Source organism: Paenibacillus humicola (assembly GCF_028826105.1).
Lineage (GTDB): Bacteria > Bacillota > Bacilli > Paenibacillales > Paenibacillaceae > Paenibacillus_Z > Paenibacillus_Z humicola.
In genome coordinates this window covers 4,003,043-4,018,735 of record NZ_JAQGPL010000001.1, presented here as the reverse complement: position 1 = coordinate 4,018,735, position 15,693 = coordinate 4,003,043, and the positions used below count along the sequence as shown (strand labels likewise).

At 50.4% G+C, this 15,693-nt stretch carries 10 protein-coding genes; all 10 read left to right on the top strand.

The window, feature by feature from the left end; translation table 11 throughout:
* The first annotated feature begins 66 nt into the window (after nt 1-66).
* The 10 genes from PD282_RS18510 to PD282_RS18465 all read left to right on the top strand — a co-directional run bounded on the left by PD282_RS18510 (nt 67) and on the right by PD282_RS18465 (nt 15,676).
* Nucleotides 67-1,935: a beta-L-arabinofuranosidase domain-containing protein gene (locus PD282_RS18510; protein ID WP_274652116.1), complete on the top strand. Its 1,869-nt coding sequence runs from the start codon at nt 67-69 to the stop codon at nt 1,933-1,935.
* Between the two features lie 42 nt (nt 1,936-1,977).
* Nucleotides 1,978-2,958, top strand: coding sequence for a Gfo/Idh/MocA family protein (locus PD282_RS18505; protein ID WP_274652115.1), 981 nt, complete (start codon nt 1,978-1,980; stop codon nt 2,956-2,958).
* Between the two features lie 68 nt (nt 2,959-3,026).
* Nucleotides 3,027-3,809, top strand: coding sequence for a sugar phosphate isomerase/epimerase family protein (locus tag PD282_RS18500; protein ID WP_274652114.1), 783 nt, complete (start codon nt 3,027-3,029; stop codon nt 3,807-3,809).
* 271 nt (nt 3,810-4,080) lie between these two features.
* Entirely contained in the window at nt 4,081-5,001 is a 921-nt protein-coding gene (locus tag PD282_RS18495; RefSeq protein ID WP_274652113.1) for an ABC transporter permease subunit, read from the top strand.
* Entirely contained in the window at nt 4,998-5,966 is a 969-nt protein-coding gene (locus tag PD282_RS18490) for a carbohydrate ABC transporter permease (RefSeq protein ID WP_274652112.1), read from the top strand. Before PD282_RS18495 ends, PD282_RS18490 begins: the two co-directional genes overlap by 4 nt.
* Before the next feature lie 42 nt (nt 5,967-6,008).
* Entirely contained in the window at nt 6,009-7,790 is a 1,782-nt protein-coding gene (locus tag PD282_RS18485; protein ID WP_274652111.1) for a type 2 periplasmic-binding domain-containing protein, read from the top strand.
* Between the two features lie 88 nt (nt 7,791-7,878).
* Entirely contained in the window at nt 7,879-9,294 is a 1,416-nt protein-coding gene (locus tag PD282_RS18480; RefSeq protein WP_274652110.1) for a family 43 glycosylhydrolase, read from the top strand.
* Between the two features lie 185 nt (nt 9,295-9,479).
* Nucleotides 9,480-11,678 carry a helix-turn-helix domain-containing protein gene (locus PD282_RS18475; RefSeq protein ID WP_274652109.1) on the top strand — a complete coding sequence of 733 codons (2,199 nt, stop codon included), beginning with the start codon at nt 9,480-9,482 and terminating at the stop codon, nt 11,676-11,678.
* 412 nt (nt 11,679-12,090) lie between these two features.
* A complete protein-coding gene (locus PD282_RS18470; RefSeq protein ID WP_274652108.1) occupies nt 12,091-14,028 on the top strand; it encodes a right-handed parallel beta-helix repeat-containing protein in 1,938 nt (645 codons plus the stop codon).
* Nucleotides 14,029-14,050: 22 nt separating this feature from the next.
* Nucleotides 14,051-15,676, top strand: coding sequence for a type 2 periplasmic-binding domain-containing protein (locus PD282_RS18465; protein ID WP_274652107.1), 1,626 nt, complete (start codon nt 14,051-14,053; stop codon nt 15,674-15,676).
* Nucleotides 15,677-15,693 lie beyond the last annotated feature (17 nt).

Genomic DNA, 15,693 nt, shown 5'->3' with positions numbered 1-15,693 from the left:
ACAACGCTCAAACTCATCAGCGCTTGACAGGCAGCTGTTTTTACCGACCAAACTGGAGGTGCCATCGTGGAAGAACTGAAAGGTGAAAGTGTTAACATTCGTGACCGGGAATTAAGACGCAGAGAAGAAGCGAACCGGACTTATCTGATGAAGCTGAACAGCGATCATCTTCTGTTTAATTATAAGCTGGAGGCCGGCAGATATTCGGGCAGGGACATCCCGCATGGCGCGCATGGCGGCTGGGAATCGCCGGTATGTCAGCTGCGAGGCCACTTCCTCGGCCACTGGCTTTCGGCTGCAGCCATTCGTTTTCATGAGACCGGGGACATGGAGTTGAAAGTGAAATCCGATCTTATCATTCATGAATTGGCCGAATGCCAGAAGGATAACGGCGGGCAGTGGGCAGGTCCGATTCCCGAAAAATATTTGCATTGGATTTCAAACGGAAAAGGAATCTGGGCGCCTCAATATAACCTGCATAAGCTATTCATGGGGCTCGTAGATTCGTATCAGTATGCCGGGAATGAGCAAGCATTAAAAATCGCGGATGATTTTGCGGACTGGTTCGAAGCATGGAGCGGCACATTTTCCCGGGATAAATTCGATGATATTCTCGACGTGGAGACGGGCGGGATGCTTGAAGTTTGGGCGGATCTCCTGGAAATAACCGGCAAGGAAAAATACAGGACGCTGCTTGAGCGTTATTATCGGAGCAGGCTCTTTCGGCCTTTGCTGGAAGGTAAAGACCCGCTTACGAACATGCATGCGAACACGACGATTCCGGAAGTGCTTGGCTGCGCCAGGGCCTATGAAGTAACCGGCGACAAGCGATGGCTGGATATCGTCAAAGCCTATTGGAATTGCGCGGTTACGGAAAGAGGAACACTCGCGACGGGCGGCCAGACAGCCGGTGAAGTCTGGATGCCGAAGATGAAGATGAAGGCCCGCTTGGGGGACAAAAACCAGGAGCACTGCACGGTGTATAATATGGTCCGTCTGGCGGAGTTCCTATTCAGACATGCAGGCGACGCTGCCTATGCGCAATATATCGAATACAATCTGTATAACGGCATCATGGCGCAGGCCTATTATCAAGAATACGGTTTAACCGGTAATAAGCATAACCATCCCAGCACGGGGCTGTTAACGTATTTCCTTCCCATGAAGGCCGGATTGCGCAAGGACTGGAGTACGGAGACGGATAGCTTCTTCTGCTGTCACGGCACAATGGTACAGGCGAACGCCGCCTGGAACAGAGGCATCTATTACAAAGATCAAAATGATATCTACATATGCCAATATTTCGATTCCGAGTTGAAGACGGAGATCGACGGCGCTGAGGTCCGGCTCCTTCAAACGCAGGATCACATGAACGGAAATATGCTGACCTCCTCGAACACGACGGGATATCAGGAAATTAACGAGATCACCGCCCTTCATGAAAATCTCCCTTCGTACCGAAAGTATGATTTGGCGGTACGCACGTCCCGGCCGAAAGAGTTCGCGGTCAACTGCCGGATTCCCGATTGGATCCAGTCGGAGGCCGTCATCTATGTGAATGATGGGTTTCATGGAAAAACCGCGGACAGCAGCCAATTTTATCAAATTCGCCGCACATGGAAAGATGGCGACAAGATCAGCATCATTCTTCCGATCGGAATCCGCTTTATTCCGCTTCCGGACGATGAGAACACGGGCGCTTTCCGTTACGGTCCCGAGGTGCTGGCAGGCGTTTGCGAGACGGAAAGAATCCTATATGCGGAAAATGAAGACATTGCTTCCGAGATGGAGATGGAGAATGAACGGGAATGGGGGAGCTGGCGCTATTTCTTTAAGACGGTCGACCAGGACCCGGCCATCCAATTCAAGCGAATCCGGGATATCGGGTACGAACCCTATCAGATTTATTTTAAGGTGAAGAAGGCGCGGGGGTAAAGCCCCCGTTGTTCCTTCACTCCAATTTTTGGAGGTGAACCGATGAAAAACACAACTTCCGGTAAAATAAGAATCGCGTTCGTAGGCGCCGGAAAAATGGCCAATATGGTGCATTATCCGTCACTTGCGTCTTTTGATGATGTGGAGATTGCGGCCATTTGCGACTATAACGAGCAAGCTCTCCGTACGACCGCCGAAAAGTACGGCATATCCAAGCGCTATAACGATTACAAGAAAATGATTGACGAAGTTGCGCCGGATGCGGTATATGCCATCGGGCAGCCGCATCTGATGTATGACGTCTGGATGTGGTGCCTGGAACAAGGGCAGAACTTATACATCGAGAAACCGTTCGGAATTACGATCCATCAGGCGCGCTCACTGGCTTACATGGCGGAGAAGAATGGAAATACGACTCAGGTAAGCTTCCAGCGCCGTTCCTCACCGATGATTGATTTCCTTCGAAACGAGTGCCTGAAACGCGGGCCGATCGTCCATTCAGTTTGCAGGTTTTACAAATCCAATATCGCTCCCCGCCTTGATGCGGTGGATCACATGATGGATGACACTGTTCATTCGATCGATACGATCCGTTGGATGAATTCCGGAGAAGTGATTGGCATCGAAAGTATGACCAAGCGGGTCCTGGTTCCAAATATCAATTTCATTTCGGCCGCTTTGCATTTTGACAACGGTTCGTCCGGTTATCTCATGAACAGCTGGTCCAGCGGCAGAAGAATCTTTGCGGTGGAAATGCACGCCCCTCATATATGTGCGGAAGCCGAGCTGGAAGGAAAAGGGTATTTGTATGCGGACGGAGATACAAAAGGAACGGAATACGACGCCCGCATCCTTGCGCAAAGCGATGAGCTTTATGCTTATGCCGGCTTTCGCTCCAAAAACCGTGAATTCATCGACGCCATTAAAAAGGGCACGCAGCCGTCTTCCCATTTCGGCGAAGCCCTGAAAACAATGGAAGTTGCCGAAAAAATATTGGCGCAAGCTGTATTAGCCGGCAGATAAGTGCCGGCTAAAGGCGCTGGAAGACTAATCTCGATTCTTTAATTAAAACCCGAAAGGATGACATTCATATGAGCGGTGTTCAATTTTCCGTATTTACAAAACCGTGGAAAGATACCTCTACCTCCGAATTGGCGAAATTCGTAAAAAAATCGGGATTCGACGGCATTGAGTTTCCGCTTCGGCCGGGATATCAGGTCGAACCGAAGCATGCGGACAAAGAACTGCCGGTGCTCGTAAAGCAGCTGAACGATTATGGACTCAAAATATTCAGCGTTGCCAGCTCACTGGATGAGCGCGTATTCGCGGCATGCGCGGAAGCGGGCATTCCGATCATCCGAACGATGATCGCCGTTAAGGATGACGGATTCATTCCCGCGGTTCGCAGAGCTCAGCAGGAGTTTGATGAAAAGATCGCATGGTGCGAAAAATACGGCATTACAATCGGCGTGCAAAATCATAATGGCAGATTCATAAGCAATTCCTCCGGTTTGTTATATCTGCTCGAAAAATACGATCCCAAACACGTAACCGCGATTTGGGATGCGGCGCATAATGCTTTGGAAGGTGAAGAGCCCGAAATTGGCCTCAGTGCGGTTTGGTCTCATCTCGCCATGGTAAACTTTAAAAATGCTTATCAGCGGAGAACGAACGGTCCGGAGTCCGAAGAAGCCAGGTGGGAACCGTATTTTACCACTGGACGACAAGGTTACGCTTCCTGGCGCCGAATTGCCGGCTATTTGAAGAGCAGGGATTACCAAGGAGTCGTATGTTTGACAGCCGAATATAGTGATGAACATAACGTGAATAAATACATTAAGGAAGATATCGAGTATGCGAGATCCTTATTCTAAAATACTTGTAAAATCAGTCAAAAAATTGATATGAGAATAGATCAATAATCGGTGAGGATAGTTCATTGTTCTAGGTAATGGAATGCCTTATGATTATATCAATTAAACCATTTGGAAACGTTGTCAATTGAACGGTTTCCCGCTCATCATCGATGATCCTGTGGGTAGTACTCAACTACAACAGGTATTTTCGGCATGCCTTCGTTCGCTATAAAAAACAATCATGATCCAAAAAAGTAAAGGTTGGATAGGAAAAAGGGAGTGTGGATTGGTGCAAGCACGAAAGATCAGCGTGAAAACGACGGAAATAACGAAATTTCTGTATATCCTTCCGTTTATGATTTTGCTAGGTGTATTTGCCTACTATCCGCTTTATGGGTGGGTGTATGCGTTCTTTGATTATACGCCGCCGATCCCGCTGTCCCAATCGCCGTTTGTCGGCCTGAAATGGTTTCATTCCCTAGTTGAAAATAAGGTGAAGATCGATCAAACGCTTCAGGTCCTCAAAAATACGTTTGGGATGAGCGGTTTAAGTCTTTTATTTTCCTGGCTGCCGATGATGTTTGCCATATTCCTGACGGAGATCAAAGCCGTACGTTTCCGGAAATTTATCCAGACCGTAACCACGCTTCCGAATTTTATCAGCTGGGTGCTCGTTTATTCGCTGGCCTTTTCGATGTTTTCGAGCGAAGGCATCGTAAACGGTCTGCTCAAGCAGATCGGCCTTATCCATTCACCGTTGTTGCTCCTTCAAAACGCGGACCATGTTTGGATTATGATGTGGATGTGGCTGACTTGGAAAACGTTAGGCTGGTCCGCGATTTTGTATATTGCGGCGATTATGAGCATCGACGATTCGTTGTATGAAGCGGCTTATGTAGACGGCGCGACAAGGATGCAGGTCATTTGGTATGTGGTGATACCCAGTATGATTCCGACCTATTTTGTATTGACGATGCTGCAGGTTGCGAGCTTCCTGAATAATGGACTGGAGCAATATTTCGTCTTTCAAAATGCCTTCAACAAGGATTCCATCCAGGTGCTGGATTTATATGTCTATAATTTGGCAATGGGGGGCGGGAGCTATTCCGTGTCCGTCGCGATCAGTATGTTAAAGAGCTTGATCAGCGTTGTGCTTCTCTTTTCGGTAAACGGAATGTCCAAACTACTTAGGGGAGAGAGCATCGTATGAGTGAAAATACAGCAGGAATAGCGACCGATGAAAAGATTCATGACGGTAATTACTCCAGTAAAATTAAAGCGCATACCAGCCCTGCCGACAAAGCCGTTACGCTGGTGATCTACGTCCTGTTTTCCTTGTATTCATTGATTTGTATTTATCCGTTTTATTCGATCATCATTAATACCATCAGCGCGAACGATATTAGCGCGAATGGCGAGGTATTCTTATACCCGAAGCATATTCAATTCCATAACTATATCGATGTGTTCAAAATACCGGGATTGTGGAATGCAGCCGTTGTGTCGGTGGGGAGAACGGTGATCGGAGCCAGCCTGACGGTAGGAACCTCGGCGTTCCTGGGCTTCATGTTCACTCAAATGGACCTGTGGGGGAGGAAATTCTGGTATCGATATACGGTGATCACCATGTTTTTCAATGCGGGGGTCATTCCTTGGTATTTAACGATGAGATCGCTGCATTTGACCAACAATTTTTTAGCGTATATTTTGCCGGCCGTTGTCATGCCGTTTTACATCATTCTTGTGAAGACGTTTGTGGAATCGACGCCGAAGGAATTGCAGCAGGCGGCCAGTATCGACGGAGCCGGGACCTTGACGCTCTTTTTCAAAATCATGCTTCCCATCTGCAAGCCCATATTGGCTACAGTGGCCATATTTGCGGCGGTAGAGCAGTGGAATTCCTTTCAGGATACGCTGCTGCTGGTGACGGACAACAAACTGTACAGTCTGCAGTTCATCCTTTACAACTATATTAATCAGGCAAGCTCGATCTCCACCCTGGTGAATCTTCAGAATGCCGGATCGACAGCGATTCAAAGTCTGGCAACGAAGCAGACCACGACATCCATACGGATGACGGTGACCATTATCGTTGTCGCGCCAATTTTGCTGATCTATCCGATCTTCCAGCGGTTCTTTGTGAAAGGGATTATGATCGGCGCGGTAAAAGGTTAAATGGCGCCGTTATAATACAATGAAATGATATGGGGGTAAAACATGCTTAAGCGCAGTAAAACCGTAAAAAAATCGATGCTGGTCCTGTTTGGTTCTCTCTTCGTGCTGTCGGCTGCCTTGACCGGTTGCGGAGGCTCATCCGATAATACGGCTTCATCCCCGGCAACCGGCTCGGCCAATGGAGGAGCCTCATCCCAGACCGGGACCGGCAGCAGCAAACCGCTGACGATTACCGTTTTCGACAATGCGGCCAACTACCAAGGCGAGCAGACGGGGTGGTATGGAAAGCTGCTCAAGGATAAGTTCAATATCACGTTGAACATTCTTTCTCCTTCGGTTGCCGGCGATCAGTTATACAAGACGAGAACCGCGGCCGGCGATTTGGGCGATCTTGTCATTGTCGACAACAATCAGTTCAGTGATTTGATCAAGGCCGGCATGATCATGGATCTTACGGATAAGATCAAAAATACCAAATACCTGTCCCAATATGTAGACAAGCATTTCAAGCCTTTCAATGCCGCCTTTAAGGATGTGAATCCGGATGGCAAGATCTACGGGCTGCCGACTTTTGAAGCCGACACATCGCCTACGACCTTCTCGGAAACACTTCCTTACTCGAGCCCGATCATGCCTTGGGATTATTACAAAGGAGTAGGGGCGCCAAAGCTGAACAATTTGGACGATCTACTGAATGTTCTGAAGGCGATGCATGAGAAGTATCCCAAGACTCCGGACGGCAAGCCGATCTTCCCGATTACCCTGTGGAAAGATTGGGACAACGGCGATATGGAAAATGCGCGCTGGCTCAGCAACTGGTACGGTTACGATCAGCCGGACGGAACGACGACTATCCAACTGGATGCAAAAGGAAATATCGTTCCGCTTATCGACGACAAGAGCATGTATAAAAATATGCTGGAGTTTTATTTTAAAGCCAATCAGATGGGGCTGGTCGATCCGGACTCCCCGAGTCAGGATTGGAACAAAGTATCCGAGAAGCTGACCAACAAACAAGTGCTGCTCCTGTGGTACTCATGGGAAACCGGCTTCTACAATACCATCGAAAGAGGTAAGAAGGGCGACGGGAACGTTGCGGTTCCGATTGCCGACACGCACATCATTCAGAACAGCGACGCTTATTACGGCAACGGAAGGGTATTTGCGATCGGCTCCAAAGCAAAGGATCCGGGCCGAATCATGGAATTATTGGATTGGCTCAACTCTCCCGAAGGTCTGCGTTATTATGTGGATGGCATTGAAGGGTTTAACTATGAAAAGACGTCGGACGGCAAGTTCCAGCTGACCGAAACCGGGCAGACCGCCTTCCAAAATAACACGCCCGTTCCGGCTCAGTATGGCGGCGGGGGATACCAGGACGGACAAAGCAAAATCAACTCCATGATCATGAGCGATTTTGTCAAAGATCCGGAGACCGGCGAGTTCTATAACTCCAATTACTGGAGCTCGACGATCGAAGCCAACAAGACCGCGCTGACGACGGACTGGCAAAAATTTTATGGCGCAGAGAACGCAACCGATTACTACCAGAAGCATAACATGATCGACATTGTCCCCAATATTAATACGGACTTGGGCACCGACTCATCCGATATTAAAAACGAACGCAGCCAAATATCGGACTATGTCAAAAATGCCTCTTGGAACATGGTGTTTGCCAAAAACCAAGACGAGTTTAACAAGCTGTGGGATAAGATGAAGAAAGACGTGGTTGGTCTCGGCTGGAACGATGTCGTTGCCGCAGATACGGCCAAGGCGCAGAAGATCGTTCAAATGCGCGCCGATGCATTAGCGAACAAGTAATTGAATAATCGTTCGATCCGCTGAGGGATATGTATTAACTCTAATATATATCCCTCAACTTTTTGCCGAATATGGGGGAAAGCGTAGAGTGAAAAAACAAGGGTTAAATCCATATCTTCCGTCATGGGAGTACATTCCGGACGGAGAGCCGTATGTCTTTGACGGCAGAGTTTATGTGTATGGCTCACATGACCGCTTTAACGGGCATGCCTTTTGCCTGAATGACTATGTGTGCTGGTCGGCGCCCGTGGAGGATCTTTCCGACTGGAAGAATGAAGGCGTCATTTACCATAAAACGGACGATCCGCTTAATCCTGACGGCCGCATGTGTCTATATGCGCCGGATATAACGAGAGGACCGGACGGGCGGTATTACCTCTATTATGTGCTCGATAAGGTTTCTGTTGTATCGGTTGCGGTTTGCGATACACCGGCGGGGAAGTTTGAATTTCTCGGTTACGTAAGGCATGCCGACGGAACGCGGCTGGGAGAAAGAGATGGCGACGAGCCTCAATTCGATCCCGGCGTCTTGACGGAAGAGGGAAGAACTTACTTGTACACCGGTTTTTGCGCCGCCGGGGACAAGACAAGGCACGGAGCGATGGTTACGGTAATCGGGTCCGATATGCTTACGATTCTGGAGGAACCGGTATTTGTGGCACCAAGCGAGCCCTACAGCAAGGGCAGCGGATTTGAGGGCCATGCGTTTTTCGAAGCCCCTTCCATTAGAAAGAAGGGCGACACCTATTATTTTATTTATTCGTCCATTGTTATGCATGAGCTGTGCTATGCGACGAGCAAGTCTCCGACAAAAGACTTTGTCTATCAGGGGGTCCTTGTAAGCAATACCGATCTTCATATCGATTCTTACAAGCCTGCGGACAAACCCATGTTTTACGGCGGGAATAATCATGGCAGCATCGTCGAACTGGCTGGAAAGTGGTATGTTTTCTATCATCGGCATACCAATGGAACAAGCTTCAGCAGACAGGGCTGTATGGAGCCGATCCATTTTCGAAAAGACGGAACGATTCCCCAAGCCGAGATGACATCGTGCGGGCCAAATGGCGGCGCGCTTGCCGGACGGGGAGAATATCCCGCGTACCTGGCATGCAATCTATTTTGCAAGGATGAAGAAATGTATGCCGGTACGTTCGGAGCGTGGATGGACGGCAGGTTTCCGAAAATCACCCAGGACGGGAAGGATGTGGATGAGGAACCCGGCTATATCGCCAATATGAGAGATTCCGCCACGGCAGGCTTTAAATATTTCCGGTGTGAGGGAATCACCAAAGTTAAAATTAAAGTACGGGGCTATTGTCAAGGCGCCTTTGAGGTCAAAACCGCATGGAACGGACGGGTCCTTGGAACGATACCTGTCCGATTCACGAATGTTTGGACCGAATATAGCGCGGAGCTCGTTTTTCCGGACGGTATTCAAGCCTTATATTTTACGTATTCAGGCAAGGGAAACGCAAGTCTGGCATCGTTCACGCTGGAGTAGCCGTATAACAAAGCAGCGAAAGTTCTTGTAAGATATGCAAGAGCTTTTCTGCTTTCGAGCGTGAGCGTATAATGCCCCGGCTCGGGAACCGTTTTTTACCAACCGGCAGGTAATGAGGAAGGAAAAGTCGAAATAGAAGCCAATCGAACTTGAATCCTTTTTTGTCATGAAAAGGGGGATTACGTTTGGAAAAGGCAGTTGTTTTCAGGTGGCGGGGGGCGGCCCGGATCCATAACTGGTTTTTTCGATTGCTTTTCTCTTATCTGCCGCTGTTTCTTATTGTGCTGGCTCTGGTGTTTACTTCTTTTCTACTGTCCTTTTCCGAACGGAACCAAAAAGAATTGCAGACGGTGAGCGAGTATATCGACAACAGCATTAAACAATCGCTCGATAATCATCTGAAAGCCATTTTCCTGCAGACTAGCAGCGAGATGAACGCCGATAACCCGATCATGGTTTTTTTTAAGCACGATGCGGCAAGCGACCCGCTTATCGATTACAAGGTCATGACGAAGCTTCAGGAGATCAAGAATGCGTTTCCGCTGATCGATTCCTTGTATGCCGTCAGATTCTCCGATAATACGGTCGTAGGGAACGAGAGCATTGCTTTGGAAGACGCCTATCCCGACAAAGCATTCATCGAGAAGCATAGAGGGGAGCCCTATACGATCGGCTGGTCCTCGGTGCGAAGCGTGAAATCCTGGAACGGCTCCGTTCAACAAGTCGTCTCCCTGATTCGCAGAGGTTTTCCATCGCCTTCGGACTCAGGCATGCTGGTCATCAATATTAAGCTTGCTTCGCTCGGAAGCTTCATCGAGCAATTGACCGGCTCCAATTACCCGTATGTACGGATCACGGACAAGGACGGTCAACCGATCGTCGGCACGACGGGAAGCGGGAAGAACGAGGCAGTTGCGGAAACGGTCTCTTCGTATACGGGTTGGACCTACAGCATCCGGTGGCTCGACCGGAAAGCGCCGATCATCTACAATACGGTGCCGAAGCTGTGGATGATGGTGATGGTGCTCGCTTCGCTGTTCGGCATTGCCGGGATCGTCTATGCCACATACCGCAATTACAGGCCCGTTCGGGCCATTACATCCTTGATTGACGAGTTCACGCGCAAGGAAGCGGTTCGGATCACGCGCGGCTTTCCAAACGAAATGAAATATATCGAGCATGTGATTCATACGCTGATCGACCGATCGCTCGAAAGCCGGGAGCTGGCCGAGCATCGATTTTTCCGCGACTTGCTGGACGGAACGAAGCGGTTCGGCGACAGCTGGAAGTCCGCTCATAACCGGTTGAACAAGATATTGCCCGACAGCCGGTTTACGGTCATCGTCATCGGAATCGATCATTTTAGCCAATTCGTTGAAAAATATTCCCAACGGGATCAGGAGCTGTTGAAATATGTGCTGAAGTCGATGGTTCAGGAGATGCTGCAGGAGCATCGCCTCGCGAATTGGGCGGAATGGACGAACAGCCGGCAGCTGGCCTGCATCGTCGCGCAGCCATCGGATGTTGACGCCCGAATTTTATACGCGAAAATCGTGGAGTGGGTTCACGCCAATCTCCGGTATACGGTCACGATAGGGGTCGGCCATGACGTTATGCATGCGGACGACCTGGGGGCAAGCCATGCCGAGGCGATCCGCGCCTTGCAGTATAAAGCGGCGCACGGCATAAACCGGGTGATCGAGGCTGTGGAAATTTCGGGCGAGACGGTTCCGATCAGCCGCTACTTTACGCTCACCCGTTCGGTCGCCGAAGCGCTTCGAGTGTCCAGGCAGGACACGAGGCTCAAGCTCCGAGGCCTGTTCGAAGCGATGCGCAGAGACCGGATCGATCAAGAGTCGTTGAAACAGATCGTCAAGGACCTCGTCATCCAGCTGGAGCAGGAGATAGGCGCTGCGTGTGACCGAAATGCAAATTCCCCCACGTTGGAGGAATACAGGCTTGAGGAAGCCGAGACGGTCGATGAAGCCGAAGAGATGGCCGACGAGGTGGCGGAGGCGGTCTTCTCCCATATGGACAGCGTGCGGGAAACCCGTCATCACCGGGCCCAATTGGAACAAATCCGAAGCTTCGTCGTCCGCCATTTTTCCGACCTGTCCTTGTCCCTGGATCTTCTCGGCCGCCGCTTCGAAATAAATCCCAAATATATCAGCAGGCTGTTCAAGGATGAATTCGGGATCAATTTCGTCGATTTCGTCATTAACCTCCGCATCGAGCATGCCTGCGGGCTGTTGGTCAATACCGATCGTTCCGTCCAGGAAATCGCGGAGATGTCGGGCTATACGAGTCCCATCTCATTCCGGCGAACCTTCAAGAAAGTGACCGGCCTGACGCCGGGCGAATACCGTATGCGGAAGAAGGAATAGCGCTTGCGGCTGGTTCCCTAACGGTTCCGGGCAAGGCGAATCAGGTTCGTCCGGAGAAAAAAGTTTGCCTGCCGCCGTGCTGTTCACCGGCTTTATCCATGCCGTATGGAACAACACCCGCTTAACCGTTTTCCTCGGCCGGCCCTTTCATTTGAATACGGTTTGCGGGAAGAAAGGTATTTGTTGCGCGAACGGTCGAGCGCCCTTACATTTAAGACGTGCATGAACGCGAAGCGCACAGTCCGCTGCGCCTCCGGATCAGGAGGACCGCGAAAGGACCGGCGGTTCCGCTGCAGCTCTCAGCGCGGGCTGAAATGAACAGCAAACACGGTTCAGTCGTCGTACAAGCTTTGACCCATCGTTTTGAAAGCGTTTTCCCTAGATACCAATGAATAACGAAAGGATGAAGGGCATGCGAACAGACATCGGTACCGTGACAAAAGAGAAGGATTTTACCGCCCAGCTTCCGGACGGGCGAATGTTTCCGTTCTGGGAGACTGAATCTGCTTATGATCGTGAAATTCATGTGGACAACCGGCATCCGCAGGCATCGGACGATAACTGCGGCTCCGCGTTAAAACCGTTTAAGACCATCAACGCAGCCGCACAGGCGGCGACACCGGGCACAAGGGTATTGATTCACGGAGGCGTCTATCGCGAGACGGTACAGCCGGCTGTAGGCGGCGAAAGCCCGGAGAGGATGATCAGCTACGAGGCTTGCGAAGGAGAAGAAGTGATCGTGAAAGCCTCCGTCGAGGTGAACGGCTTCAAGCCCAGCGAAGGGTGGAACCTGCGCAGGGGACCGAGGGACAATACCGTCATCCCCGATGGGATCAAGGTATGGGAAATCGAGCTGAATCCCGACGATTTTAAGGGCTATAATCCGTTTTGCGCCGTGAATATCATCCATGACAGACTTTTTATCGAGTTTGACAAAACCGATATGACGCCCTACCTGAATCGCAGGGGCATGGTATTTATCGATGGCAAACCGATGCGTCAAGTCCCCCTCTATTATCAGCTGGCCCAAAATGAAAACGCCTACTGGGTGGAGGCGAACGGACAAAAGGTGCATATCCGGCTTGCCGGCGACGACGATCCGCGGAATCATACGGTCGAGCTGAGCAGCCGCGAGCAGTGCTTTGCTCCTAAAGTTCCTTTCTTGTCTTACATACGGGTGAAAGGGCTGACTTTGGCACATGCGGCTACGGGCGCGCCGGTACCGCAGCGCGGTTCCCTTTCCTGTTACAGGGGGCACCATTGGATCATCGAAGATTGCGTCATCGATTGGTCTAACACGGTAGGCATCGATTGCGGGAACGAATGCTGGCATCATACGCCGATCGATGGGCAGATCAAAGGGAATACGATTATCCGGCGAAATACGATTCGGGATGCGGGCGTGTGCGGGATTGCCGGAATCGGATCGACGAACCTGCTGATCGAGGATAACAACATCGTCGGAACGGGCTGGCAGCGCATGGAGCTTTCGTGGGAAGCGGGAGGCATTAAGCTCCATAACGCGATCGATGCGCTCATTCGGCGAAACGTCATCAAAAAATGCTATGGCTGCGACGCGCTGTGGCTTGACGTTGGCAATGAAAACTGCCGCATCACTTCAAATCTATTCCTTGACGGGATCGATTCCAGGGAACATATCTTTATTGAAATGACCCGCGATAAAGAAAACCTGATCGACAACAATATTTTGTGGAACGTCGAAGGAAGATACGACCGGAATGCGGTGCCTGCTGAGCCGGGCTCGTCAGGCTGGTACAAAAATACGGAGCTGACCGTGAAGAACGGCTACGGCATCTACCTTGAAGGCACGGACCGGCTCAGAATGGTCAATAACCTGATCGGCAATTGCCAAAAAGCCGGCTTCTTTGCCAAAGTGGTCGCTTTTCGAATTTCGAAGCGCGGGGGGACCTCCAGGGAGAATAAATTGTTCAACAACCTGTTCTATAACTGCGGCGAAGCCGCCATTATCCTGCCTAACCGGCACAATGAAGCCGAGGGAAATGCCTATGCGAAGATGCCGGGAGGGTTCCTGCGCGTGATGTACCCGGAACCGGAAATGTGCCTGGACCTGGCGACATGGCAGGAGTTTTGCGATTTTGACTTAAGCGGGTGTATGTATGAGGCCGACATTACCATCAACAGCGATGATTTAACGATGGAGGTTGCGTTCAAGTCGGGAGCCCCCAAGGTAAGGGCGGATTCAAAGGTAAACACCGATTACTTCGGAAACGACGTACAAGGAAACCGCATGGCCGGTCCGATTGCCGATTTGAACGACAAGAAAGCGCGCTTCAGCATCGATCCCAGAATGACTGCGGGTCAAAATTGAACAATGACGGGGGGTTCAAAGCATGAAGAAACGGATGAAAACCGTGTGTCTTGTCGCAACTGCCGTGCCGATGCTGCTTGGCATGGCGGCATGCAGCGGTAAATCGGGGAACGGGAACGAGGGGAAAACGCAAGCTCAAAACGGGAAGTCGGCGATCGACTTATCCAAGCATGTCAGCTTCACCTATGCGTCCGTGCAGGCAATTGACGGAGTCGATTACACCAAGGGCGACGCCTTGGCCAAGTATTACTCGCAGAAGTTCAATTACGACATGAAGGTATCCGCGCTGAACTGGGACAACTGGGACCAAAATCTTAGGATATGGATCAACTCGGGCGATATGCCGGATGTTGCGGTTTATAATTTCAATTATCCGGATGCGGCTTCTTTTGTCGAACAGGGACTGCTCAAGAAGCTTCCCGACGACTGGAAAACGCGCTGGCCGAACGTAGCGGCGGTTTATAATGAAACGTCGCTCGGACCCGAAATGGAAAAAAAGTTCGGCGGGACTTATTTCCTTCCGAGAGCGCGTTTTATGCATAATTTGCCCGGTGATCCGCTGCCGAACCATCCGTCCCTGTATCTGCGCACAGATTGGGCCAAAGCGGTAGGTTTCCCGGTGAAGTCCGCTTATACGACCTCCGAGATCATTCAGTATGGCAAACTGATCAAGGAAAAGGATCCCGGTCATGCGGGCGCCAAATTAATTCCGCTTGCCGAGGATACCGCTTCGGCGGTCGATCTGTTTGTGGGAAGAAACAGCACCTATTACCAGGGCTTTTACAAAGATAAAGACGGCAAGTATAAATGGGGCGGCGCTTCTCCGGATACGCTAAACGGGCTAAAGCTGCTCTCCGAAGCTTACCGTTCCGGCGTGCTGAGCAAAAATTTTTACACGGTGAAAAATCAGGAGCATGGCTCTTACTTTAACGTAAACGGGACTGCAGGAGCTGTTTTCACCCAGGCTCCGACATCCAATCTGCAGACTTATTACGACGATTTCAAGACGAATACGAAGCTTGATCCTTATCAAAACATCGATATGGCAACCGTTCTGGGAGATGACGGACATTATCACCAGACGGACCTCATTAATTACTGGGGAACCGTCATCTTTAATCCGAACCTGTCGGATGACGTATTCGACCGCTATATGGATATTCTCGATTATAATTCCACGCCGGAGGGCGATATCATCACGAATATGGGATTGAAAGACGTCGATTGGACGTATGACGGCAGCGGCAAAGTAAAATCGCTCTACGACCCGGTTAAAGAAGGCAAGCCGCTTGGAGGTACAACCGGCAAATATCCGTCCAACGGGTATCTTTTGGGCAGCATGATTTTGTTTGACGATTTCGCTTTCGACAATCCCAATTACGACCAAAGAGTCAGGGATATATCCAAGCAGCTTTATGCGGATCGGGTTAAAATGGGCACTCCCGACACCTTCCCGAAAGTGGACTGGGATTTATACACCTACGATTCGCCGGCGATGAGAAGGGCCCAATTCGATTACGATACCGAATATGCCAACCTAGTCACGATGCCGGGCGATATCGAAGCCAACTGGCAAAACTGGGTGAAATCGAAGATGCCGCTCATACAGCCGGTTCTGGATGAATTGAATGCTAAGCTTGCCAAGTGACGGGGGGCAGGACGGCA